Source organism: Streptomyces sp. CG4 (genome assembly GCF_041080655.1).
Lineage (GTDB): Bacteria > Actinomycetota > Actinomycetes > Streptomycetales > Streptomycetaceae > Streptomyces.
Window position 1 is genome coordinate 4420964 of sequence record NZ_CP163525.1, and the last position, 25702, is coordinate 4446665.

Genomic DNA, 25702 nt, shown 5'->3' on the forward strand with positions numbered 1-25702 from the left:
CTACGTAGAAGCGACACGTCTGATTCCTTCCTGCCGCGTACATCAACGAGCGCATCTCCCGCATCCAGGGTGGTTTCGGGCTAAAAACGACTGCGCGCGCCTACGACTCGTCCGTACGGTGGTTCCAATGGGACTCGCCAGTCACACTGGTGACGCCTCGTCACCTGCCCACAGGGCACCGGCACTGTCAGGAGTTATAGATGAGCAACGCTGAAGAGATACGCGTGCCGCGTGAGGAACCCGTCTTCATCGTCGGCACCTCCGGACGGCTGCCACTTCGGACCATATGCGTGCTTGAGCTGACAGGAGCAGAGATTCCCAGGTACCGGCATAGATGGAATGCTCTTCTCGGCGACCGCCTCCACACCCCTACAGCAGGGCTTTTACCACATCCGAGCAGACTCGTCAAGGGCGAATATGGTCTCCGCGCGAGGGCCGCCAGCCCCAAAGCTGCGCAGACACTGGGTCACCAGTACGCCAGACAATTCACCGAGGCACTGGCCGAGTTCCCCAAGCCGCTCGTTGCCCACATGCCCAAGCGACACTCCCGGCAGGCCGATCAGGACGTGCTCGACTGGTTGTGCACTCGGCTCGCCGGACGACCCTCGGGGCTGGCCCTCATTCACACCAGCCGAGGGATTGCCTGGCACCGCCTCACGGCGGACGGCCCGGATCTTGAACCCCTGCCTCCGGAATCACCCGCCATGAGGGCTCTTCCCTGTCGTGCGACCGAGGTCGAGCTGTTCCTGACACCCGCAAAGCTCGGAGCTTACGCCGCTTATCAACACCGGTGCTACCCGCACATGAGCTGCAGGCCGACCTGGCTCCCGCCAGAGTTGTCCTGGGCAGATGAGGATATCTCGGGAGAACCCTTGGCATAACGACCCAGGCGGCGAGTTCAGTGCGACTCGCCGCCCTTCGTGATGACCGCCGCAGGCCACTTCGGACCACACATTGGAGATCTGCGCCCATGACCACCGACAAACCTGCTGCCCTTTCCATCGACGTCCCCTGGGGGACGGACACGATCCGGGTAACCAACATCTCGCCCCACCTCCCTGCCGACTCAACGGACAGCCATGTCGCGGCGGTGACCGCAGCGGGCCGGGCCAATCCGAGCACCTGGCTGCCGGACACTGCGTGGGGAGCCATAGCACGTGCAACAACTCGGCCCGAAGCATTGGCAGTTCAGCTTCGCCCGACGACGGATGAGCCCTTGGGCCTCCTGATGGTCGAGAACGTCGAAGGGGCGACGCTGCGGTCGGTTGTCACCCGTGTCCTGCTCAGCGAGCTGTTTCCCGGTCCCCAGCCTCGTACCGGCATGGAGGTCTCGGAGGTACCCGACCCGCAGGTGCACGGGATCACCCATGAGGGCCGTCCCGGTGCGATCGTGCAGTACCGCTACGAGAACCCCGCCCACCTGCGGAACCACCTGTGGCAGACCATCCACGCGACGCTATCGCTCAACAGCTACGCCACTTCCATCCTCACGCGCTCTGTCACCCGCAACCTGATCACCCATCCCGTCGAGATCGCCTTCGAGGACGGCGCGGAGCCGATCCACGTTCTCGTCGTCCGTGACGGCATCACCCGACTCGCCAGCGCCTGGGCGGTACTAGCCGGGCACGGTGCCGACCCCGCCGAGGTGGCCACCCTGGCTACCGATGCACTGCTCGGCAGCGCCTACGCGACAGGGACGGCTGCCGGGCCCGATCTCGGGCAGCGCCTGGCCGCCAGCCGAACTCGGTGGCGGCAGGAACTTCGGCAAGAGTTCCACGATGAGATGAAGGGGACGACGCCCGGGCTTCGGGCCGCTCAGATCGCCCAGTCCTACGTCGTTCCGGCGCAGATCGCCGTCGGTGTCGAGGGACACGAGGGCCGGGTGCTGTCTCCCGAGGACCTCTTTGATGACGCCATTCGTTCAGTACTGGCCTCGGTACACGTCGAGTTCAAGCAGTGGGACGCGGCGGCTCAGAACGTCGAGGTCATCACCCGGGCCCTGAAGCGGATCATCCAGCAGGGCGACCCGCGCTGGAACACGGCCGATCTCCAGGCGGTGTACGGCCTTGCCGTCGGCCGCATTCCCGTGGCCGAGCTGCCGCAGGTCTTCGGGGGCGATCCGGCACCACCCGGGACCGCCCTGTGGCGTGCCGTCTACCTGGTCAGCGCCCTGACACAGCCGGATCTCCTGGAGCTTCTCAAGGACCAAGCCAAGGCCATCAAGGGCGGCCAGCGTATGAGTATGAAGGGGTTCGGCGAGCTGCTCGGTCCGATCATCGACCTGCCCTGGCGTGCGAAGAAGAAGCTCGTCACCAAGCAGGCGCGAAACGCGTGGAACAACGGTGGTGTGCTGTCGAACGACGTCACCCAGGGCTGGACTCCACAGCCCACCGACGACTTCACCGAGCTGATCGCACCGGCGATGAACGGCGACGACGATGCCCGCCGCACCCTGGCTGTGGCCGGCGGTGTCGCCTTGATCGCCGACAAGCTGCTAACCAGGAACGTCGGCTCATCGCTGGGGGCCAAGAAGGAGAAGGGCGGCGTCCCTTTCCGATCGGACGTGAACAAGGTCATCGAGGGACTCTCACGGCCGACGAACGAACTCGGCCTGTGGACTCTCGCGCTGGCCGCCAACACGTTCCGCAGTGACGACCTCCCACAGAACTCCGTGCCCAGGCAGAGCCTGACCGGCAGGGAGTCGGCCACGTCCGCCGAGCCGCCGTACGTGTACTTCAAAGTCGACCTCGATGCCCCAGACCGCATCGCCCGCGACGCCAATGGCGTGCCGATGCCACTGTACGAGTGGGATGTCGTCGCGGCCTCGGCCCCGGAGCGCGCGGCGCAGGCCGTACCCCCGTCGACTGTCACCGGACCGGCGCCGGTGCAGGTTCCGGCGGCGCCCTCGGCGAACGGTGAGACGATGCTGGTAGACGGCGGCGTCTTCACCAGTGCCTCTTCCGACGAGGTGCCCGTCACCAGGGACCCGGTGACGGCGCTGTTCCAGGACGGCGCTGCTCAGGGCGCCGAGAATGCTCTGCCCGCCGTTTCCCTCCCGGCTCCCCGCACCGAAGACGCTCCGCCACCTCCCAGCCAGCGCGCCGCCGCGCACCGCAAGGCCCTCCACCTCGGGGTGCAGGGTGCCCGGGACGCCCTCGACCATCTGCACGCCCTGGAGCCGGAAGTCGGGCACCACACCCCAATCGTCCCGGTGGACCAGCTGGACGACCTGCACAAACTGCTGGTCGGCATCCTGACTGACGTGGAGAACCTGCGGCGCAGGACCGTGGAGAACCGTGCGCCAGAGGGGGACGACCCGGAATCCGATGAATCCCAGGAGACGATCCTGGACTGACCGGTAAGAGGTCGTTGTTCAAGTCCGGCACCCCGACAGTGACACCAGGTTGGGACCGGTGCTGTGAGATCACACCGGTCCTAACTTGCTGTAGACCCGTTTGAGAGCCACCGGAGCGCCGACTCAAGAGCACTTGAGAAGGCGCATCCCTCCCTTCGGCACTGACCCGTCATCGCTGCCGGCCGTGTGAATGGCTTTCGATCGTCACCTTGATGCGCACGCGCTTCTCACCGGACGACGGTCCGTCCATCTACGAGACTCAGTGGCTCGTTGACCAGTTCGCCGGTCGGGGACTTCGTCGCCTTCCACCTGGAACTCATGGCCCCCTCCGGAGAGACCCTCACGCATAGTTACAGGATGGTCACGAGATGGAATATGCGGTGATCGGGTGGCTGATCCCCAAGAAAATGTCACTCGACGTTTGCCGGAATTATCCGGCGCCCTGTGTGCTGGGGAGCATCAGGGGCGAGGGGGGAAATGATCACTTACCGTTTCAATCCGCCGCCGGGTTGGCCTGTGCCACCTGCGGGATGGATGCCGCCACCGGACTGGCGGCCCGACCCCTCGTGGCCCCCGATTCCGCCAGGATGGCAGCTGTGGGTCCCGGAGGCCGGATCCGCCCCCGACACCCTCGCCGTCGGCCCTGCCGCAGGAGCCTCTGCGGTGCCGGGCGCAGCCGCTCCCGGGAACGCTACAGCGGTGCCAGCGCCTCGGAAGGGCGGGCTGTTCGGTCGGCGTCGTGCGGATGCCGTGTCCGAGGTCGAAGAGCTGCGGGCCTGGATCGCAAGGACGCAGGGGCTGGATGCCGCGCGGGGCGCGGGCCTCGTACGGCAGGTCGAGGCGGAGGCCGCCGCACTGCGCGAGAAGGCGTCCGCCGAAGCCGTCGAGGAGGCCGAGGGGATCCTCAGGGACGCGCGCGAGACGGCGAAGGAGATCCTCGACGACGCGCGCCGGACGGCGAAGGAGACCGAGCGAGTGCGCAAGGAGGGCGAGCGTCACCGCAAGGACGTGTCAGACGCCGAGCGGCGGCTTGCCGAACTGCAGGTCCGGATCGTCAACGCCGACAAGACCGCCATGCTGCAGGAGGCTGGGATCTACTCCTACCGGCATGCGCTGCAGGACGCGATCGCCTACCGCAGTCGCCTCGACACGCTGCAGAACGAGATCAAGACGCTCGCCCGTGCGGGCCGCGCCGTACAGGCGGCCACGGACTGGACGGTCAACGGCTCCAAGCGCGAGGGCCAGAAGATGGTCCGCGACTTCTCCAAGCTCATGCTGCGCGCCTACAACGCCGAAGCCGACTACGCGGTGCGGTCCATGCGGCCGCACCGGCTGAGCTCGCTCGTCGACCGGCTCTACAAGAGCCGCGAAACGATCGCCCGGCTCGGTTCCACCATGCACATCTGGATCACCGACGAGTACCACAATGCGCGCGTAAGGGAGTTGGAGCTCACCGCCGACTTCCTGCATAAGAAGGAAGAGGAGAAGGAAGCCCAGCGCGAGGTACGCGCCCGGGAGCGTGAGGAGGCAGCGGTCCAGCGGGAACTCGACCGGCAGCGCGAGAAGCTGAACAAGGAACTCGGCCACTATCAGTCAGCACTTGACCGCCTGCGCGAGCGCGGTGACGAGGCGGGTGCGGCGGAGATGGAGGCCAAACTGGCCGAGATCGAGAATGCTCTGCAGGACGTCGAGTCCCGTGCGGCGAACGTCCGCGCCGGCTATGTGTACGTCATCTCGAACATCGGCGCCTTCGGCGATCGTATGGTGAAGATCGGCATGACGCGTAGGCTCGAACCTCTGGAGCGTGTCTACGAGTTGAGTGGCGCGGCTGTGCCCTTCCGTTTCGATGTGCACGCGCTGATCTTCAGCAAGGACGCGGTCGGCCTGGAGACGGAACTCCACCGACAGTTCGCCTCGCAGCGGGTCAACCAGGTCAACAGTCGGAAGGAGTTCTTCTACGCCACCCCGGCGGAGGTGCGCGACGCGCTGCAGCGGTTCGCCGGACAGCATCTGATCGAGTTCACCGAGGAACCCCAGGCGCTGGAATGGCGGGCCGGCAGGCGCATGGGCGAAGCCGGTGCGCCTGCCGTAGGCGCAGGAGGAGTTGCCGCCCGGACAGCGTGATGTGCGGCGAAGCATCACTACGATCACGGTCATGGATTGGCTAGAGCGTGCCGCGAACCTGAGGCAGTGGAGTCGGGACGGCGTGCGGGCGCCGCACAAGCCGTTGTTGCTGCTGTACGCGCTGGGCCGTTTTCAGGCGGATGCCGCGGATGAGTTGCCGTACAGCGCGGTGGAGTCGGATCTGAAGCAGCTGCTGGTGGAGTACGGTCCGCCACGCGGGACCACACCCGCCTATCCCTTCCACCATCTGGTCAGCGACGGGGTGTGGGAAGTGCGGACCGAGCACGGTGTCGGCAGCCCAGGCACCGGGGTGCGGGAACTACGGGCCAGCCGGGCCACTGGGCGGCTGGCGCCGGATCTTCAGGTGGCTCTCCGGCGGGAACCGTCGCTGTTGGGCCACATGGCAAGGGTGCTGCTGGATCTGCACTTCCCGGCGTCGCTGCACCAGGACCTGTGCGACGCGGTGGGCCTGGAACTGGAACTGGCGGAGACCGACGCTCTGGCAGCGCCCGAGAGACGGCAGCGAGACCGCCGGATGCGGGAGATGGTGCTGACCGCGTACGAGTACCAGTGCGCCTTCTGCGGCTACGACGGCATGATCGGCACAGCACCCGTCGGGTTGGAGGCAGCACACGTGCGCTGGTGGGCGTTCGACGGCCCGGACGACCTCGACAACGGACTGTGCCTGTGCTCGCTGCACCACAAACTCTTCGACAAGGGGGTCCTCGGCATAGGCGACGGCCACCGCGTCCTGGTCTCGCAGCAATTCATCGGCCGCAGCCACGCTGCCCGCGAGCATGTCACCGCACTCGCAGGCCGTCCGCTCATAGGCCCTCAACCCGGCATACCGCCCATCGCGGCAGCCCACCGCTCCTGGCACAGCAGCCAGGTCTTCCACGGCAGCCCACGCCCGACCGCCGCCTGACCCGGCGTTCAGCTCCGACCTCGTCGAGGCAGTGGAAGCCGGCGACCGGGAGCGCGCTGTCCGAGCGCTGGCGGCTGCGTGCGCTGCGGCACGCGAGACCGAACCCGCCTACAAGCTGTACGAGGTCAACCTCTCAGCGCAGTACGAGTCGTCGCCGATGTCTCTCGGGGCCATGGGCGAGTACCTGAGCGACTTCGAGACATGGTTGAGGGCGCCCAAGGCTGAGTGATCAGCCGGAGAGTGATCAGCGCAAGATACGTCTGACTCCCGGGCCACTGGCAACCGGGCCCGGCCCAGCTCAGCACCGACATGCTCCCCTCAGCCCCTGCTCACAGACCGCGACGCACAGTGCCTGGACATGGCCTGTCGCCGGCGGAAGTAGCCGAACCCGGTTCGTCGCCCGAGACCGAGCTGTTGCCTGGCGCGTGTCCGCGGCATTTTCGGCCACACCACGGCGGCAGCCGGATGCGCCGCGTAACCTCGCAGGCATGGAGGCACCCGCACCCGGCGCAGCGCAAAACGCCGCAACGCAGGATGTCCACAGCGAAGCTCGCCGGCGGCTGGACGCGTACACCTACCTCAGCGCGCCCGAGCGGCTGGAGCACCTGGCGATCATGCGGGTCTTCTGCGGGACCCTACTGGCGGACCTGGCCGTCCCGGACGTCCTGGCGAAGCTGCGCCAGGTGGGCGGCCCCGCCGCGGGGCTCGACGCCGACACCCTCACCGTCCGGCTGGAACAGCTGGTGCGATGGGGCAACCTGTTGCGCAGCAGCCACACCGTGAAGGCGTCCAGCATCAGCGAGTACCAGCGGTCCCGCTCGCGCTACCAGTTGTCGAAGCTGGGCGAGCGCATCCAGCGAGACGCCGACGGCGTCCTGGCCGAGGCCGACGCCGCCCGCGAGGTGAGCAGCGAGCTGCTCGCCCTGGTCGAGCGGGGACTCAGGGAGCTGGCCGAGCTCGTTACCGCGCCCGGCGGCATCGAACCGCAGGACGGGCTGGAGCGGGTCAGCACGCTGTTCGTGCAATTCACCGAGTTCGCTGACTCCATCCGGGACTTCTACGCCTACCTCGGCCAGGTTCTGGCCCGGTACGACCTGGACAGCGCCGAGTACCAGGGGTTCAAAGAGCTGCTCCTCGACTACGTCGAGGCGATCACGGAAGACGTGGCGTTCCGCGCACCCCGGATCTCGGCGGCATTGGACACGCTGTGGCCGCACGTCCCGGGTCTGCTGGCCCGGCTGGACGCCCACGCACAGGGCCTCACCGGGCTGTCACCGCAGGGCGACGGCCGACTGGAGACGCGGGTCCAGCGCAGCCGTGGGCGCGAGCTCGCGGACTGGGAGGGCCTGCGCGGCTGGTTCAGCGACACCGACGGGCAGGGCAGCCAGGTCGACCAACTGCGGGACGCCACCCTCCGTGCGTTGCAGTCGCTGCTCGCCAATGCCAAGCGGATGCTGCGGTCGGCCACCGGGGAGATGTCCCGGCGCAGGGATCTGCTGCGGCTGGCCCGGTGGTTCGACGAAGCGGCGCCGCAGGACGCGCACGACATCGCCGTCGCCGCCTTCGGGCTGTACGCCGCCCGCCATCTGGGCATACCCCCAGCCACCGACGAGGTGGTGCCCGCCTACACGAGCTGGTGGACCGGCCCGGTGGTCGAGGTGCCGGTGGCCCTGCGGGAAAGGGGCAGCCGCGCCCAGCGGGGCCGGACGTCCGCGGTGGAGGACCACTCCGCACAGAAGCGGCGGCTGCGCGAGGCCGCCCGTGAGCGGGCCGCGGCTAGGGCAGCGGCGGCGGACGAACTACGCAGCGCCTCGGGCCGGTTCGCCGAGGTACGCCTCACCTCCGCAGCGCTCGGTCTGCTCTTGGAGCTGCTCGCCACCGCACTCGGGAACGCGCAGCTCCGGCGTCGCGCCGGCACGGACGGGAAGGGCGCAACGGAATTTGGCCTCGACAAGGCGCACAGTGAGGACGCCGAGCTGGGCATCCGGCTCACCGTGCGACGCACGGCGGGCGCCCGGTGCGTCTTGCACTCGGTCGACGGCGACCTGCTGCTGGACGACCTTGAGCTGGACGTCGGCCGTACCTCCTCCGACGTGGCCGACAGCGATGCGGAGGTGAGCGTGTCATGACCCTCCCCTCGACACACGACGTCGCCCTGGCCGCCGAGCGCCGCAGCGCCGCCCGGCTGCTGCTCGCCCATCCGCTGGTCACCTCGGACGGCCCGCACGCCGACCTCTTCCCGCTGATCCGCAGGCACGCCGACTGGCTGGGCAAGCGGTTCCAGCAGGTGCTTGGCTACCGCCTCCTGGTCGACAGCTCCTACGCCCGGCTGTTCAAGGCGGGGCTGGGGGCAGACGCGGGCCACCGGCTGGAGCGCTCCACCGGCACCCCCTTCACCCCGCACACGTACGCCTGCCTCGCGCTGGCCCTGTCCGTGCTGGTGACCGCCCCCGAACAACTTCTGCTGTCACAGCTGGTGGCCGACATCAGGGCCGCCGCGGCCGATGCGGAGATCGAGCTGGAGGAGACGGGCAGAGCGGCCGGGAAACGGACCTTGGTAGCGGCTCTGCGCCTGTTGGTCGAGTGGGGCGTCCTCATCGAGACCGAGGGCCATGTGGCCGCGCTCGCGCAGGATGCGGGCGGAGAGGCCCTGATCACAGTGGACCGCGAGCTGGCCCGCGTCGTCGTCGCCGGCCCGCTCGCCCAGGCCCGTGACGGCGCCGACCTGGTCCGGCGGGCAGCGGACCCGGGCTTCGGCGGACCTCGCACCTATGTGCGCCGGATGCTCGTCGAGACACCCGTCGTCTACCTCGACGAGCTGACCGACGCCGAACGCGACTGGTTGCGCACCCGGCAGCGCCGGGAAGCGCAGGCGTTCTCCGAACTTCTGGGCCTGGAAATGGAGATCCGCGCCGAGGGGGTGGCGCTGGTGGACCCCGATGACGAGCTGACGGATCTGCACCTGCCGGGCACCGGGACGGTCGCCCAGGCCGCGTTGCTGCTGGTGGAACGGCTCGTGGGGCGACTTCGGCCGCAGGAGCCCGGACACCCGGCGACCGGAGGGACGCTCGTCATCGGCGTGGCTGTCCCGGACGGCCTCGTGGACGAGCTGCTGGCTGAACTGGTCGCCGAGTACGGACAGCGCAGCAACTGGCAGCGCGGTTACCTGGAGGACCTCTCCGCCCTGCGGGAGGCCGTGCTGGACCTGCTGGCCCACATGCGGCTGATGGCCCCTGCCGGCCGGCTGCGTGCCGAGGGAGAGGGCCTGCCGGAGGGATACGCCGAAGAGGCACCGGAGGGGCGCACCGTGACCGATGTTCGTGGGGCGCGTCCTGGCAGTGACGGCTGGGTGCTGCTGGCCGCGGCGGCACGCTATGCCACCCACGTGACCGTGCGCCCGGCCACCGCAGTCGGCAAGGGCACCGACGTTCAGGAGGAGTTGCCGCTGTGACCACCGATGCGCGTGGCCTCGTCCCACTGCCGCGTTCCGGCCCCACCACGACCGCCGGCACCCGCTTCCGGCTGCACCGCGCGGGCATCCAGAACGTCTGGCAGTACGACGAGCAGGAGTTCGCCTTCGGCGACGGACGGCTGCTGCTGCGCGGCAAGAACGGCGCGGGCAAGTCCAAAGCCTTGGAAATGCTGCTCCCGTATCTGCTGGACGGCGACTCACGGGCACTGGACGCGACGGGCACCGGCAGGACCACCCTCGCCTGGCTAATGCTGGACGGGTTCGAGCAGACCAACCGTCTCGGCTACCTGTGGGTGGAGTTCCGGGGCACGACCGACGGCGGTGACCACCGCCACGTCACACTCGGCGCCGCCATCCGCGCCTCGAAGTCGACACAGAAGGCGCTGCCGACGTTCTTCGTCACTCCGCTGCGCGTCGGTGAGGACCTGCACCTGGTCGAGGACGGAAAGCCCCTGCCGGTCGACCGGCTCAAGGAGATCATCGGCTCCGACAACATCACCGACCGCGCGGTCCTCCACCGCTCGCGGGTGGCTCGGGAACTGTTCGGCATCACCGACGCGACCCGCTACCGCAACCTCACCCAGCTTCTCCACCGGCTGCGGCGGCCCACGGTCGGGGACCGCATCGAGCACGGTGGACTCGCCTCCCTGCTGAGCGAGACCCTGCCGGGACTCGACGAGGACGTGGTCGAGAAGGTCGCGCGCAACCTCCACGACCTCGACGCCGTACGCGACGAACTCGGCCGACTGGAGCGCACCGATACGGCGCTGCGCACCTTCCTCACCAGTTACCGCGGCTACTTGTCCGGAGTCCTGCGGGCGTCCGCACAGGCAGTGAGCCAGGAGCTGGAGATCCTCGCGCAGCGACGCCGGGCGGCCGGAGACGCCACACAGCGGACCAGCGAACTGAGGACGCGGGAGGAGGAATCGGAGGCCCGGCTGGAAACCCTGCGCGAAGAGGAAGAAGCCGCCCGGACCGACCTCGCCGCCCTGCACGCCAGCCACGCCTACCGCAGCCTGCGCGAACTGTCGGAGCGCCGCAACACGGTCGAGGCGCTGCACACCGCCGCCGTGGCCGCCTTCACCGCCCTCAGCAACGCACACGGCGCAGAGGAGGGCGCGGCCGAGCGGCTGACCGACGGTGTCGAGCACCTCGGCAGCCGGCTCGCCGAACTGGGCACTGAACACCGGGAACTGCTGACGCAGGCGGAGAAGGCCGGGCTTCCCGCCGGCCATCTCGGCGAGGCAGTAGCCCTGCCCCGCACGGTCCGCTCCCAGGCTGTCGAGACGAAGCTGACCGCTCCGGACGGGGAGACGCACACCGTGCAGCATCGGTCGGTCGTCCGCGTGGACACGGCCGCGGTGCAGGACGGACTGCGGTCCTGGCTGGGACAGCTGGAGGGCGCCGAGACGGTCGCGAAGAATCGAACCCGGATGGTCCAGGAGGTGACGCGTCTTACCGCACGGGCCGAGGAGTCCCGAAACCGGGCGGCGCAGGCCGACACCGAGCGCGAACGGCTGGAAGGCGAGGCGGAAGAGGCCGCCAGCCGTCTCGATGCCGACCGCGAGAAGATCGCCGAGGAGAGCGGTGCCTATGCCCGCCGGGTCGCCGAGTGGGTAACACGCACGCGGACCGCCGTCGGGTCCGGCTGCCCGCCCCTGGACACCCTCCACACCACGGTCGCCTGCGAGAGCTCCGCCGACGCCCCGTTCGCGGACCGCACGCTCCCGCCCGACATCGACGGCCAGGCGCGGCAGGCCGCCCATGCCGCACTGGAGCCGTACAGCGAGGAACTCACCGGGAGCCGCGACGCCCTCGCACTCACCGTCGGCCGACTCGACGAAGAACTCGGCCGCCTGGCGAATCAGAAGCGAGACTGGGAGCGACGTACCGATCCCGAGCCGCCGGTCCCCCACCACCGCGTCGCCGAAAGGACACCAGGCACCGGAGCGCCTTTCTATCGGCTGGTGGACTTCGCGAATGATCTGAGCCCCGCGCACCGGGCCGGTCTGGAAGCAGCGCTGGAAGCCAGCGGAATCCTGGACGCGTGGGTCGGCGCGAACGGCGCTCTTGTCGATCCCGGCACCCGTGACACTCTGCTGCGTCCCGGCCCCGCGCTGCCGGACGGGCCGACCCTCGCCTCGGCCCTGCGCCCAGCACCCCAGCCGGCCTGCGGTGTCACGTCCGAGCAGGTGGAACATCTGCTGGCCGCCATCGCGCTCGCACCGGCTGCGGACACGGGCGCTCATGACGCGGTGTACTACGACGGGAGCTGGCGCCTCGGCATCCTCAGCGGCCGACACCACAAGAATGACGCCGAGTACGTGGGAGCCGCCGTACGCGCCGAGACCCGACGGCGCATCCTCGCCGAGCTGGAGGAGCGGCTCACACAGACGGAGCAGCGGCTGACCGACGCCCGTCACGAACTCACCGAGGCCGACGCCCGGCGCCGGGCCCTCAGGCTCGCGGAGCAGGACTTCCCCCGGGCACGCGGTCTCGCCGACGCCTGGAGCAGAGCCGAGTCGGACGAGAGGACACTGCGTGAAGTGACCGCCAAGGCCACCCGCGCGGCACGGCTGGCCGAGGAGGCCCGCGCCCTCGCCGTAACCGCGCGCGCCGAGGCAGACGCCACCGCCACCGCCCATGACCTGCCCAGCGACCCCGCCGAACTGGAACGCGTACGCACCGCGCTGGCTGCCCTTCTCACCGGCATCGGGCATCTTCGCCGAGCGATCGGCAGCACGGGCGAGCGGCTCGGCACCCATCACGCCGATGCCGAACGGTACGAACGCGCCCGAAAAGACCGCCTGGCCGCGGACGAGAACTACCGGCATCGCCTCAGCGGGCTGCGTACCGCGCAACAGGACCTGCGCACCCGCGAGGAGGCCATCGGGGCGACCGAAGAGGAGATCCTCACCCGCGAGCAGGAAACCAGACAGCGCATCGCGCATGCGGCCCAGGCCGTCCCGGCAGCACAACGTATCCGGAACGATCTGCACGACCGGCGCGTGCGCGCGGAAGAGGAGGAGAAACGCCTGCGCGAGGACCTGACCGCCCAGGAGACGGCAGTTATCGCAACCGGCGGCGCCCTTCGCGGCGCACTCGGCCGACCGGAGGTGGTGCGCGGCGCCGGGCTGGACCGGTCCGCACTGCCCGAGGACGTGGTGGACGATCCCGGCTCGGACGTCCGCAGCCGTCTGCGCGCGCTACAGGCGCTGGCCGACGCGGTACAGCAGGCCCTCGGCCGCCCGAAAGGCGAGGTGTCGGACAGCACCCTGCTCAACCGGCACACCGACCTGCGCGACCAGCTGGCCGGCGGTTACGATGCGCAACTGGAGGAACGCGACGGGATCAAGGTGTGCCGCCTGATCGACGACCACGGTTCCCACGACGTCGCGTCCGTGGGCGAGCGGATCGCCGTCCAGGCGGCAGAGGCCCGGGGACGGCTCACCGAGCGCGAACGTGAGGTGTTCCAGCGGTTCCTGACCGGCGAGCTGGGCGACCATCTCTCGGCCCAGGTCATCACCGCGGCGAACCTGGTCGCGGCTCTGAACGACACCCTGCGGACCGTGCGCACCTCCCACGGCCTCGGCGTTGAACTGCTGTGGAAGCTGGACGAGGACGTCGACGCGGACGTGCGGGCGGCCGTGGACCTGCTGCGCAGTCCGTCGAGCCTGCGCACGCGTGAGCAGACCGAGCAGCTCCGCGAGGTGCTGCAACGCCGAATCGAGGATGCCCGGCGGGCCGATCCCTCAGCTGGTTACGCCGCCCACCTGCGGACCGCGCTCGACTACCGTGATTGGTTCCGCTTCCACACTTTCGTGGTCGAGGACGCCGCTCCGGGACGGCGGCGGAAACTGACCGGCCGCACCGGGCTCAGCCAGGGCGAGCAGCGAGTGCTCTCCTACCTCGTGCTCTTCGCGGCAGCCGCCGCCCACTTCACCAGCCTCGCCGAGTCGGCACCCCACGCCCCGCGGCTGATCCTCCTGGACGACGCCTTCGCCAAGGTCGACGAACCTACCCACGGGCGGCTGGGACGGATCCTCGTCGATCTCGATCTCGACTTCGTCCTCACTAGCGAACGGCTTATGGGCAACTGGCCGGAGGTGCCGTCCCTCCACATCTACGAGTGCCTCCGCGATCCCCATGTGCGCGGGGTGGCCACCCTGCACTACACCTGGAACGGCCAGCACCGGCGTCTGGTGTCCGTATGAGCAAGCTGCCCGCGGGCACACGGGACTGGCTGGGCGGTCCCGGGCTGACCAGGCTCTGGGAAGCGGTACGCAAGCGCCTGGAAAGCAACGGCGTGCAGGCCACCGGTTCCCTCCGGCTGACCTCGGTGAGCACCCAGGAACGCAACGACCTGTCGCTCCTTCTGGGCAAGCCCGTCACAGGTGCTGCCGTGACTGTGCGCCTCGATGCGCTCGACACGCGGCTGCGCGCCTCGGCGGCCGGACTCGGTCTCAGAGAGGTGCTGGAGGAACTGGGCCCTCCGCTCACTGACCGCCGTGCCGTCCGCGCGGGTATCGCGGCACGGCGCGAGCACATCTGGTCGTCGCTCGCCTCGGCGCTGGACGCCTCTCCGCTCGCCGTCCAGGAGTGGGCTGGCCAGTGGTACGACCTGCTGCGCCGTACCGGCGTACCGAGAGGAGTACCACCTGAAACGGCGATACGGACGCTTCAGCAGGCTGTCCAAGTCCTCACCCTACTGCTCGGCCCCGAGCGGGGCGGCCCCCGAGGCCGAGGAGAACTCGCCGCCCTGGCGACCGGGTCCGCACACGGCCTGGACGACGGCAGCTGGCTCGCACGCCTCGTCCAACGCGGCATCGCCCTCGCCCACAGCACCGAGTTCCCCGGCGACGCGGCCGGCCGGCGCGCACTGTGGCGATTGGTGTCCGTCACACCGGACGAGGTCTCCAGCACCGTGCTGACCTACGGGCTGCGGCCCGTAGGTGGGGGATGGCGGGAGCAGGCCCTGCGGGAGCGGACCGACCATCACGCCGAAGCCCACCTCACACCGCGCGACCTGCACGACCTGCAGCTACGTCTGCCTGCCGGAACAGTGATCCACATCTGTGAGAATCCCCGCGTGGTGGAAGCCGCAGCGGACGCGGCCTGCCTCCGGCCCTTGGTATGCACGTCAGGCAGCGCAGCGACGGTGGTCCTCATCCTCCTCGACGCCCTCGCCGCCACCGGCTGCCGCTTCGCGTACCACGGCGACTTCGACTGGCCGGGAATCGTTCTGGCGAACCGGATCATCCGCCGTTATGGAGCCCAGCCATGGCGCATGGGCGCCGAGGACTACGAGCACCTGGCCGCTCGAAGCCAGGCCGAGGGAATCCCTCAGCTGCCGCTCGACGGCCAGCCCGTCAGCGCGGCCTGGGACCCGGGCCTCGCCCCTGCCATGACCGCTCTCGGGGTCGCGCTCCATGAGGAGATCACCCTCGACCTTCTGGTGGACGACCTGTCGGGTCAGACGTAGACACGCCGCGGGACACGCGCAGGTGCTGAGGGAGGACTCTCGGTGCGGGGAGCCATCTGGGAGCCAACCCGCTCCCCGAACCCCTTCCAGGCCCTGCGATACCAACCGAACCCACTCACCTGACCTGCGGAAACGCCATCGAGGCTGGCAGGATCACCAACCGAACCTCATTCGGGACGAAGAGGTCGTGGGTTCAAATCCCGCCACCCCGACGCTGTAGTACCAGGTCAGGGGCCTGATCCACCAAGTGGGTCAGGCCCCTGGGTGGTTTTCGGAGATCGTTTGGGAGCAATCCGGGAGAAGATCCCAGTCGGCTTCTCCCAGGCGGGTCCGGCGTCCGTCGCGGAGGTGGGGCAGGGGGCTGCCGAGTACCTTGGTGACGTCGCGAACCCGGCGGCCGTAGGGGGGTCGTAGGAAAATCTCAGTTAAGTCGGAGCGCGCTTCTCACTTTTGTGAGTCAGAGTGATCACTGATGGACCGCATCTCACGCATCTTGGTCACCTCGCGTCCCGCCTTGCTCGGCGCCGTGGTGATGCTCACCCTGACCTCGTCCGTGGCGTCGGCCAAGGTCAGGCCCAGGCTCTCGGGACCTGTGTCGGAAGTCCCGTCGTCCGCCCGCAGGGCGGGCCCCGCGGGGCAGGCGGGACCTCCGACACAGGCCCTGGGGGCCACCGGCGACGTCGTCGCCAATCCGCAGACGGTGCGGGTCGGCGCGCTGTTCTACGCGGACCGGGCCGACGACCTGTCCGGCGGGCACCTCTGCACGGCCTCGGTCGTGCACAGCCCCCACGGCGACCTCATCCTCACCGCCGCGCACTGTGTGAGCGACACCGGTACCGACCTGGTGTTCGTGCCGGGCTACCGGGACGGGAAGGCGCCGTACGGGGTATGGAAGGTCGGGCACCGCTATCTGCCCGACGGATGGACGAAGGACCAGGACGAGGACAGCGACCTGGCCTTCGCCACCGTCGACGACCAGGACGGCAAGGCGATCGAGGACGTCGTCGGAGCCAACCGGTTCACCACCGGTACGGCCACCGGCGCCACCGCCGTGACCGTCATCGGCTACCCCGACTCCCGCGAGACGCCCATCAGCTGCACCAACAAGCCGACCGCGCACAGCAAGACCCAGCAGCGCATCGACTGCCCCGCCTTCACGCTCGGCACCAGCGGCAGCCCCTGGATCAACGGCGACGGCCAGGTCGTCGGCGTCCTCGGCGGCTATGACGAGGGCGGCGACACCGACGACGTGTCCTACAGCGTGACACTGGGCGGCCCGGCGGCCGAACTGTACAAGGACGCGATCCGTGATCCGTGATCCGTGGTCCGTGCGGCAGCTTGACGTGCGCCAACACGGACGACCGGCAGCGGTTCGGACCGCTTGTCGGCCTTGTTGGAGCGAGCGCCGGGGCGCGCTGCCCGCCACCCGTGAGGCTCTGGCCGTCACCCGTGATGTTCTGCGCGCCCGCCCCACACGCCGTGCTCGCAGCAGGCCTCCAGCCCGTCGAGGTCCGGGGCGTTCGGGTGGGTGAGCGACTCGGCGCATTGGGCCCGTTGGGCGTCGTCGAGGAGTTTGTCGCTGTCGGAGGTGGCGTTGGCCAGGCCGGCGCAGCACAGGGTCAGGAGCAGGACTCCGCCGGCGATGGGCAGGGGGCGGCGGGGCGGGGGCGGGGACAGGAGGGCTCGGACGCGTTGGGGGACCGCGCCGCCGGTGGCGGCGAGGGCCGGGGGGCGCGATGCGCGGGGCGAGGAGGCGAGGGCGGCCCGGCCGACGGCACGGGCGACGATCCGTCGGCTGCCGACCCGCGCCGCGGCCTCCTCGTCGGCCCAGCGCTCCAGGGCGAAGCCGCCCGCGTCGGCCAGGGGGCGTAGCAGCGGATTGAGGGCCGCCGTCAGGCGCCACAGGGTCTGGAAGAGGTGGTGGCGGCCGCGGAGATGGGCTCTTTCGTGGGCCAGCAGGGCCTCGCGTTCCTCGTGGTCGAGGCAGCGCAGCATGCCGCGTGACACCACGATGCGGCCGGGCGCACCGGGCAGGGCGAACGCGTGGGGAGTGTCGTTGTCCACGACGGCCAGCTCGCTGTCGCCGGGCATGCGCGCGCACTCGCGCCGGGACCGGAGGAGATGGCGGGTCTGCCGTACGGCGGCCAGGGCCAGGGAGACGGTTCCCGCCGTCAGGGCGGCGGCGCTGACGATCGCTACGGTGAGGTAGACCGGGTCCTCGGCCCGCAGTGCCGGTACCGACCAGCGGCCCTCCGCCGCGACCTGCGGAATCTGGGCGATTCCGGTGAACGCCAGGAGGGCGAGCGAACCCGTCCAGCCCACCGTTGTCACCAGCGCGGTGCACGCCAGGGCCCACGCCGCGTGGCGCGGGGCGAGCCGGCGGGCCACCCGTGGTGCGAGCACGGTCAGTACGGCCGTCACGGCGAGCGGGACGTAGACGCTGATCAGCACCGGCTCACGTCCCGTCGCCCAGGTGTCCGGCACCGCCGTACCCGGACAGCAGCTGGTGCAGCAACTGCTCGTCCTCCTGGGAGAGTTCGGAGACGAATCGGGCCAGCACCGCCTCGCGGTCGGAGCCGCCCTCCAGGAGCGACTTCATGCGCTGCGCGGTGTGGGACGCCTCGTCGCGGGCCGGCTCGTAGGCGTAGCCGCGGCCCTTGCGGTGCCGGACGAGCATCCCCTTGTCGTACAGCCGGGAAAGGATCGTCAGAACGGTGGTGTAGGCCAGGTCGCCCGGCAGGCCTTCCCGTACCTGTCGTGCGGTCAGCGGGCCGTGGGCGGACCAGAGGGCGGCGAGCACGCTGCCCTCGAGTTCGCCGCGGGCCCGCCTGCCGGATGTACCGCCGCATGCGTCGTCCGATGCGCCGCCGGCTCCGGCGTACCTGGGGTCGTGCACCGTTCCTCTTTCCTTCACCTTGCCTTCGCACAGGCTACCCGGCAACCTCCTACTAGTTGTAGGAGGTAAGCTCCGGGCTTCGAAGCGCGAGCTACTACAACTTGTAGTTAATCGCTCTCCATCCTGTCCTGTGCCCCTCCCCCGCCCCCTGGTTCCCCTCGTCTCCTCCCCGTGCTTCTCCCTCGTCTCCTCCCCGTGCTTCTCCCTCGTCTCCTCCCATCTGCGCAGAGGAAAGCCCATGGCAAATCCCGGACGTACGCTTCCGAGACTCGCGACGGCGGATGTCCTGCCGGTGACCCGCGCCGCCGCGCTGTCCCCGGGCCGGGTCGCGGTCGTGTCGGCGAGTGTCGGTGCCGGTCACGACGGTGCCGCGACCGAGCTGGAGCGCCGCCTCACCGCGGACGGACTGGTCGTCGACCGCTACGACCTGCTGGACCTGCTGCCCGTCGGGCTCGGCCGGGCCGTCCGGGACGGCTACCACCGCCTGCTCGTCCGGGCGCCCTGGGCCTACCAGCGGATCTACGCGAGCACCGAGCGTGCCGGTGGCGGTGGCCCCGCGGCACGCGCGCTGCTCCGTGCCGCCGAGGACCGGGTGCTGCGCGCCCTGCACCCCGGCATCGGCGCGGTCGTCTCCACCTATCCCGGAGCCAGTCGTGTGCTGGGCGAACTGCGCCTCGCCGGACGCCTGACCGTCCCGGTCCTCACCTACCTGACCGACTTCTCCGTGCATCCGCTGTGGGTGGCCGACGGCGTGGACGTCCACCTCGCGGCCCATGCCGTGCCCGCCGCCCAGGCGCGGGCGGCGGGGGCACGGGACGTCCGGGTGTGCGGGCCGGTCGCCGACCCCCGGTTCCGCCCGTGCGACCTGCGCGAACGCCACCACGCCCGGGCCAGGTTCGGGCTGCCGCACGACGCCCCGCTCGCTCTGCTGGTCGCCGGGTCCTGGGGGGTCGGGCCCGTCCGGCAGGTGGCCCGCGAGCTGCGCGACTGCGCGGCCGCCGTCCCGGTCGTCGTCTGCGGCCGCAACGAGGCCCTGGCCCGGCAACTGCGCGCGGACGGCATCGAGCACGCCTACGGCTGGGTCGACGACATGCCCGGCCTGATGCACGCGGCCGACGTCCTCGTCCAGAACGCGGGCGGACTGACCTCCCTGGAGGCGTTCGCCGCGGGCCTGCCCGTGGCCAGCTACCGCTGCATCCCGGGGCACGGACTGACCAACGCCGCCGCCCTGGACGAGGCGGGCGTCGCCGCCTGGATCCGCGACCCGGCCGACCTCAAGGGCGTGTTGCGCGACCTGATCGACGGCCCGCCGGGGCCGCGGCAGCGTGCGGCGGGGCTCGCCCTGTTCGCGCAGTCCCCGGACGACGGCCCGGCGGCCGAGATCGCCCGCGTCCACCGCTCGGGTCCGCCGCCCCTGCCCGCGCCGCCGCTCGCCCGGCGGCGCGGCCGCCCGCGGCGGCTCGCGGTCACCGGCGCGGTGGCCTGCGCGGTGTGCGCCTGCGCCGTCGGCACCGGCGTCGCGATGACGTACGACGCACCCGCCCTGCTGCACGCCGTCGGCCACCGTCTCGACCCGGACCACCTCGCACCCGGCCACGGCCACGCTCCGGAAGGGCACCACTCGTGACCACACCCCGCCCGCTGCGGGCGACCGCCCTGGCCGCCACCGCGCTCGCGGCCCTCCACTCCGCTCCCGTCGTCTCCACCTTCGGCCCACTGCGCAACCGCGTCATGCCCCGCCTCTCCGGCCGGGGCCGCCCGGACCATGTCGCGCTCACCTTCGACGACGGACCCGACCCCCTGTCCACCCCCTTCTTCCTGCGGCTGCTCGACCGGCGCGGTGTGCGCGCCACCTTCTTCCTGCTCGGCAGCGAGGCCCACCGCACCCCCGGCCTGGTGCGCGAGATCGCCGCCGCGGGCCACGAGATCGGCATCCACGGCTGGCTGCACCGCCCCCTGCTGCTGCGCGGTCCGCGCGCCACCTACGACGACTTCGCCCGCGCCCGCGACACGGTCGCCGCGATCACCGGCACCCGGCCCACGCTCTTCCGTCCGCCCTACGGCGTCATGTCCACCGCCGCCCATATGGCGGCCCGGCGCCTGGAGCTCACCCCTGTGCTGTGGACCTGCTGGGGCGAGGACTGGACGGCTCGGGCCACACCGGAGTCGGTCCACCGCACGGTGGCCGCCGACCTGGACGGCGGCGGCACGGTCCTGCTCCACGACTCGGACTGCACCTCCGCCCCCGGCGCCTGGCGTTCGGCCCTGGGCGCCCTCCCGCGCATCCTCGACACCTGCGCGCAGCGGGGCTACGAGGTCGGCCGGCTGTGCGACCACGGGTGGCCCGGCGGCACCGCGGACCAGGACCTGCACACGGGCCGGGTCGGCGCTTCGGATCACTGACAGCGGTCGGCCGGACCCGCCGGCTCAACCCGTCTGGGGCCGGGCCAGGCCGTGGTCGTAGGCGAAGATCACCGCCTGGATGCGGTCGCGGGCGCCGATCTTGGCGAGGACGCGACCGACATGGGTCTTCACCGTGGACTCCGACAGGACGAAACGGGCGGCGATCTCGCCGTTGGTCCAGCCCTTGCCGATGGCGACGAGGATCTCCCGTTCGCGGTCGGTGAGGGAACTCAGGCGCGGGTCCTCGGCGTTGCCGCCGGCACCGGGCGGCACGAGGCGGGCGAACTCGTGCAGGAGGCGGCGGGTGAGCGCGGGGGCGATGACCGCGTCCCCGACCGCCACGGCGCGGATGCCCGCGAGGAGTTCCTCGGGGCGGGCGTCCTTGAGGAGGAAGCCGCTGGCCCCGGCGCGCAGCGCCGCATGGACGTACTCGTCGAGGTCGAAGGTGGTCAGGACCAGAACCCGGGAGCGGTCGCCGGCGGCGACGATACGGCGTGTGGCCTCGATGCCGTCCATGCCCGGCATGCGTACGTCCATGAGGACGACGTCGGGGCGGAGTTCGGCGGCCCTGCGCACGGCCTCGGCTCCGTGCGCGGCCTCGCCGACCACCTCCGTCTCCGGCATGGAGTCGAGGAGCATCCGGAAGCCGTACCGCTGCAGCGGCTGGTCGTCCACGACGAGCACGGTGGTCATCGGGCACCGTCCTGGGGTGCGAGGTCGAGGGCGGCCCGCACCGTCCATCCCGGGCCGGCGGGACCCGCGCTGACCTGCCCGCCGTAGAGAGCCGCTCGTTCGCGCATGCCCACCAGGCCGTGTCCTTCCTCGTTCGCCGTCCCGGGACGGCCGACCGGTCCGGCCGGGCCGGAGTCCTGGACGGTGATGGTCAGCCGGGTGTCCGTCGCGACGATCGCCAGGTTCGCACGGGCGCCGGCGCCGGCGTGTTTGAGGGTGTTCGTCAGGGCTTCCTGCACGATGCGGTAGACCGTGAGCTGCACCCCGCTGTCGAGGGCGTCGACGTCACCGGCGGTGCGGTAGACGACCTCCAGACCGGCCGCGCGCACCCCTTCGCACAGGGCGTCGATGTCCGTGAGCCCGGGTTGTGGGCTCAGCTCGGGCTCGCGGCGCGGGCCGTCCGCCTCGCGCAGCACGCCGAGCACCCGGCGCAGTTCGCTCAGGGCCTGGCGGCCGGTGTCCCCGATGAGGTGCAGGGCCTCCTTGCCGCGTTCCGGGGCGACGGCGGTGGCGTAGGCGCCCGCGTCGGCGAGCGTGATGATGACGGACAGGTTGTGGCCGACGATGTCGTGCATCTCGCGAGCCACCCGGGTCCGTTCGGCGGCGACGGCGAGCCTGCCGCGCTGGTCGCGTTCGATCTCCAGCCGGGCCGCGCGGTCCCGCAGGCCAGCCAGCTGGGCCCGCCGGATGCGGATCATCAGGCCGAGCGCGAGGGCCGCGGTCGCCGTGCTGAGCAGGAAGAACAGCGCGTCCCACACCGACACCGCCGCCGAGACCCGCGCCGCGACCAGGCCCAGCGCGCCCGCCGTGACCGCACAGGCCCACGGCAGCTGCCGCAGCCGACCGTGCAGGGTCAGGCTGTACAGGGCGACGAAGAGGGCGACGTCCGCACGGAGTACGGCGCCGAGCGACCACTGGAGGACGAATACGGCCGAGACGGCGCCGAAGGCCACGGCGGGCGCCCTCCGCCGCCACAGCAGCGGCAGCACCAGTCCGGCCTGGAGGGCCAGCATGCCGGCCGGGGGCAGCTGGGTGAACGCCAGGCGGAAGCGGCGGTGGCCGTCGCCGTCCCCGTCGGCCCCGATCCCGTGGAGCAGGTCCGGCAGGCAGAACATCAGGAAGACCAGGACCACGACCGCGGTGTCCAGCACCCACGGACGGGCCCGGTCGGCGTGCCGGAGCCGCTGGCCGACCCGGCCGAGCCGGGCGACCAGCGGCCCCATCCCGCTGAGATCATCGGTGGTCATGGAGTTCACCAGCCCATGATGCAGGTCCGACCCGCGAAGCGGGCCCGGCCCAGAGGGGGATTCCGGTCCGGAGCCGGCCCCGCCCAAGGAGCCGATCCAGCCTAAGAAGCGGGTCCAGCCCATGACGCCGGTCCTGCACCTGATGCCGGTCCCGCCCAAGGAGCCGGTCCAGCCCAAGCTGCAGGTCCCGCCCAAGAAGCGGATTCAGCCCGTAAGCCGGGTCCCAGTCCATGACGTGCGGTGGTCGGGGGTCAGGCGTCGCTGCGGAGCAGCCGGTATGCCGCGCCGGCCAGTGCCAGGGTCGTCCAGCCGAGGAAGACCAGGAGCCCGGCGGTGGGCGACAGCGTGGTGGAGTCGTGGGTCAGGGCGAAGATCGACTCGCCCGCGTGGCTGGGGAGATAGGGGTCGATGTCGCCCTGCCACGAGCTGGGCAGCAGGGAGATCAGCCCGGGGACCAGCATGAGGGCGGCGACCAGGACCGAGATGCCGCCGGCCACGGACCGCAGCCACGCGCCCAGGGCGGTGCCGATCACACCGACCAGGCCCAGGTAGAGCCCGGCGCCCAGCAGGCTGCGTATGACGCCGGCGTGGCCGAGGCCCAGGGCCGCCGGAGTGCCGGAGACGATCCGGCTGCCGACGAGGAAGGCGATGAACGCGCCGACGGTGGCGACCACCAGCGCGACCAGCCCGTACACCGCCGCCTTGGACCACAGCACGGGCAGCCGGCGCGGCACCGCGGCCAGGGTCGAGCGGATCATTCCGGTGGAGTACTCGCCCGCCGTGACCAGCACGCCGAGCACACCGAGGGCCAGCTGGGCGAAGTTGGTGCCGAACAGGGACAGGCTCGCGGCCGTCGCGGTGGCGAAGTCCCGGTCCATGTGGCGGCCGGAGTCGAGATTGGACTTGTAGTGGCTCGCGGCGATGACGCCGAAGGCGACGAGGAACAGCAGGCCGAGGCCGAGGGTGATCCAGGTGGAGCGCAGGGACCACAGCTTGGCCCACTCCGAGGCCAGCACGCGCCGTCCGGTCACCCGGTAGCCGGGCCGGGCCGGGGCCGCCTGGGCGGTCTCGGGGGTCTCGGGTGTTGCCGTGAGGGTGCTCATGCCGCGCTCCCGGAGGTGTCGGTGCCGGTGGTGGAGCCGTGGTACTCCACAGCGTCCCTGGTCAGTTCCATGAATGCCTCTTCCAGCGACACCGCCTTCGTGCTCAGCTCGAACAGCGCGATCCCGTGCTCGGCGGCCGTCAGCCCGATCTCGCGGGCGGACAACCCGGTCACCTGCAGTTCCTCGGAGCCGATACGGCCGGTGATCTCGACGCCCGGTCCGGCCAGCACGTCCCGCAGCCGCGCCGGGTCCTCCGTCGCGACCTGTACGGTGTCACCGCCGGCCGCGCGGACCAGGTCCCGTACGGTCGTGTCGGCCAGCAGCCGGCCCCGCCCGACGACGATCAGGTGATCCGCGACCAGGGCCACCTCGCTCATCAGGTGCGAGGAGACGAAGACCGTCCGTCCCTCGGCCGCCAGCGACGTCAGCAGGGTGCGGATCCAGAGCACGCCCTCGGGGTCGAGGCCGTTCACGGGCTCGTCCAGCATCACCGTCTGCGGATCGCCCAGCAGCGCGGCGGCGATGCCGAGCCGCTGGCCCATGCCGAGGGAGAAGGCACCGGCGCGCTTCTTGGCGACGCTGCCGAGACCGGCGAGGTCGACGACCTCGTCGACCCGGCTGCGCGGAATGCCATGGGTGAGGGCGAGGGCCCGGAGGTGGTTGTAGGCCGAGCGGCCCGGGTGGATCGACTTCGCCTCCAGGAGCGCGCCCACCTCCTGCAGCGGCGCCTGGTGGCGGGCGTAGCGCCGGCCGTTCACCGTGACGGAGCCGCTCGTCGGCGCGTCCAGCCCGACGATCATGCGCATCGTCGTGGACTTGCCCGCCCCGTTGGGACCCAGGAAGCCGGTCACCGTGCCCGGCTTCACGGTGAAGTCCAGGCCGTCGACGGCCGTCTTCTCCCCGTACCTCTTGGTGAGCTGCTGTGCGTCGATCATTCGCGTTCTCTCTCTCGGACCGCGGCGTCCGGCACGCCCGACGCCTCCTCCGCCACGCTAGGTCCGCGACCTCCCCGATCCGGTGGTACCGGGGACTGAACAGCGGCGGGCGGGTGGTACCCGGGTACTACGGTCCGGGCGGTCCGGGCGGGGTGCGGCGGGCGTGGAAGAGGCCCCAGCGCAGCAGCCCGCGGCGGGTGATGTCGGTCCACAGGGGAAGGTTGGTCAACAGGTCGTCGAGGTAGGACGGGCTGATGACGGTCCGCAGCTCGGTCGTGCGGCGGCGCACCTCCTCGTCGAGGCGGGCGTAGTGGGTGGTGAGGTCCGCGGTGCGCTCCTCGAAGCCTGTCTTGAGGCCGAGTGCGGACAGCTGCTCCAGGTAGAACGGCACCGTTGCCAGGCTCTGCACGCCCAGGCGGGACAGCGCGGGCCGCACGGCCTGCGCCGGGGTCTCCTCGGCCGCCATGATGTCCGAGAAGACCAGCGCCCCGCCCGGTTTCAGCACGCGTACCGCCTCGGCCAGCGCGCGGTCCCGGTCCGTCACGTGGCACAGGACCTCCAGGGACCAGACCACGTCGAAGTGCTCCGCCGCGTAGGGGAGGTCGTTGAGGGAGCCGGTGACGACCTCGATCAGGCCGTCCAGCCCCTGCCGGGCGTTGGCCTCGCGGTGCCGCCGGTTGTGCTCCTCGCTGAGGTCGAGGGCCACGACCCGGCAGCCGAAGCGCTCGGCGAGGGCGCGCGCCGAACCGCCGTACCCGGAGCCGAGGTCGAGCACCGTGGCCGCCGGGCCGAGCAGGTCCGCGACCAGGTCCGCGGCGTGCCGCACGGTGCGGCGCGAGGCATCGGCGATCGCCTCCCCCGGGTGGGCGTACAGGCCGATGTGAATGTCCTCGCCGCCCCATACGGCGTCGTAGAAGGCGTCGACGTCGCTGGTTTCGTAGTAGCGGCGGGTCGTCTCCTCGTGGTCCGGTGTGCTGCTGCCGTGACTGGTGTTGTCGGTCATGGCGAATCGATTCCCGGCTTCGACG

17 protein-coding genes are annotated in these 25702 nt (G+C 70.8%); 10 read left to right on the forward strand and 7 right to left on the reverse strand.

The window, feature by feature from the left end; translation table 11 throughout:
- Nucleotides 1–970: 970 nt before the first annotated feature.
- The 8 genes from AB5L52_RS20125 to AB5L52_RS20160 all read left to right on the forward strand — a co-directional run bounded on the left by AB5L52_RS20125 (nt 971) and on the right by AB5L52_RS20160 (nt 16676).
- Nucleotides 971–3355, forward strand: coding sequence for a hypothetical protein (locus AB5L52_RS20125; protein WP_351572454.1), 2385 nt, complete (start codon nt 971–973; stop codon nt 3353–3355).
- Between the two features lie 750 nt (nt 3356–4105).
- Entirely contained in the window at nt 4106–5479 is a 1374-nt protein-coding gene (locus tag AB5L52_RS20130) for a DUF4041 domain-containing protein (RefSeq protein WP_369365394.1), read from the forward strand.
- Nucleotides 5480–5510: 31 nt separating this feature from the next.
- Nucleotides 5511–6404: a phosphorothioated DNA-binding restriction endonuclease gene (locus tag AB5L52_RS20135; RefSeq protein WP_351572448.1), complete on the forward strand. Its 894-nt coding sequence runs from the start codon at nt 5511–5513 to the stop codon at nt 6402–6404.
- A 488-nt stretch (nt 6405–6892) separates the two neighbouring features.
- Nucleotides 6893–8533 (forward strand): TIGR02677 family protein, encoded by a 1641-nt coding sequence (locus AB5L52_RS20140; RefSeq protein ID WP_351572445.1) that lies wholly within the window; start codon nt 6893–6895, stop codon nt 8531–8533.
- Nucleotides 8530–9855 carry a TIGR02678 family protein gene (locus AB5L52_RS20145; RefSeq protein WP_351572442.1) on the forward strand — a complete coding sequence of 442 codons (1326 nt, stop codon included), beginning with the start codon at nt 8530–8532 and terminating at the stop codon, nt 9853–9855. Before AB5L52_RS20140 ends, AB5L52_RS20145 begins: the two co-directional genes overlap by 4 nt.
- On the forward strand, nt 9852–14090 hold the full coding sequence (locus tag AB5L52_RS20150) for a TIGR02680 family protein (protein WP_369365397.1): 4239 nt from the start codon (nt 9852–9854) through the stop codon (nt 14088–14090). Before AB5L52_RS20145 ends, AB5L52_RS20150 begins: the two co-directional genes overlap by 4 nt.
- Complete coding sequence (locus AB5L52_RS20155; protein ID WP_369365399.1) at nt 14087–15358, forward strand: TIGR02679 family protein; 1272 nt, start codon at nt 14087–14089, stop codon at nt 15356–15358. The genes AB5L52_RS20150 and AB5L52_RS20155 overlap by 4 nt, the downstream gene beginning before the upstream one ends.
- A 472-nt stretch (nt 15359–15830) precedes the next feature.
- Nucleotides 15831–16676 carry a serine protease gene (locus AB5L52_RS20160; protein ID WP_351572433.1) on the forward strand — a complete coding sequence of 282 codons (846 nt, stop codon included), beginning with the start codon at nt 15831–15833 and terminating at the stop codon, nt 16674–16676.
- Between the two features lie 125 nt (nt 16677–16801).
- Here the strand turns inward: AB5L52_RS20160 and AB5L52_RS20165 are convergent, their stop codons facing one another.
- Nucleotides 16802–17842, reverse strand: coding sequence for a M56 family metallopeptidase (locus AB5L52_RS20165; RefSeq protein ID WP_369365402.1), 1041 nt, complete (start codon nt 17840–17842; stop codon nt 16802–16804).
- Nucleotides 17814–18254, reverse strand: coding sequence for a BlaI/MecI/CopY family transcriptional regulator (locus AB5L52_RS20170; protein WP_369365404.1), 441 nt, complete (start codon nt 18252–18254; stop codon nt 17814–17816). The genes AB5L52_RS20165 and AB5L52_RS20170 overlap by 29 nt, the downstream gene beginning before the upstream one ends.
- A 238-nt stretch (nt 18255–18492) precedes the next feature.
- Between AB5L52_RS20170 and AB5L52_RS20175 the strand changes: the two genes are divergently transcribed.
- Complete coding sequence (locus tag AB5L52_RS20175; protein WP_369365406.1) at nt 18493–19881, forward strand: glycosyltransferase; 1389 nt, start codon at nt 18493–18495, stop codon at nt 19879–19881.
- Nucleotides 19878–20657: a polysaccharide deacetylase family protein gene (locus tag AB5L52_RS20180; protein WP_369365408.1), complete on the forward strand. Its 780-nt coding sequence runs from the start codon at nt 19878–19880 to the stop codon at nt 20655–20657. The genes AB5L52_RS20175 and AB5L52_RS20180 overlap by 4 nt, the downstream gene beginning before the upstream one ends.
- Nucleotides 20658–20681: 24 nt before the next feature.
- On the opposite strand, the gene AB5L52_RS20185 is transcribed toward AB5L52_RS20180, so the two are convergent.
- The 5 genes from AB5L52_RS20185 to AB5L52_RS20205 all read right to left on the reverse strand — a co-directional run bounded on the left by AB5L52_RS20185 (nt 20682) and on the right by AB5L52_RS20205 (nt 25677).
- Nucleotides 20682–21350, reverse strand: coding sequence for a response regulator transcription factor (locus tag AB5L52_RS20185; RefSeq protein WP_351026060.1), 669 nt, complete (start codon nt 21348–21350; stop codon nt 20682–20684).
- Nucleotides 21347–22636 carry a histidine kinase gene (locus AB5L52_RS20190; protein ID WP_369365411.1) on the reverse strand — a complete coding sequence of 430 codons (1290 nt, stop codon included), beginning with the start codon at nt 22634–22636 and terminating at the stop codon, nt 21347–21349. Before AB5L52_RS20190 ends, AB5L52_RS20185 begins: the two co-directional genes overlap by 4 nt.
- A 251-nt stretch (nt 22637–22887) precedes the next feature.
- On the reverse strand, nt 22888–23739 hold the full coding sequence (locus AB5L52_RS20195; protein ID WP_369365413.1) for an ABC transporter permease: 852 nt from the start codon (nt 23737–23739) through the stop codon (nt 22888–22890).
- Nucleotides 23736–24674 (reverse strand): ATP-binding cassette domain-containing protein, encoded by a 939-nt coding sequence (locus AB5L52_RS20200; RefSeq protein WP_351026057.1) that lies wholly within the window; start codon nt 24672–24674, stop codon nt 23736–23738. Before AB5L52_RS20200 ends, AB5L52_RS20195 begins: the two co-directional genes overlap by 4 nt.
- A 127-nt stretch (nt 24675–24801) precedes the next feature.
- Nucleotides 24802–25677: a class I SAM-dependent methyltransferase gene (locus tag AB5L52_RS20205; RefSeq protein ID WP_351566762.1), complete on the reverse strand. Its 876-nt coding sequence runs from the start codon at nt 25675–25677 to the stop codon at nt 24802–24804.
- Nucleotides 25678–25702 lie beyond the last annotated feature (25 nt).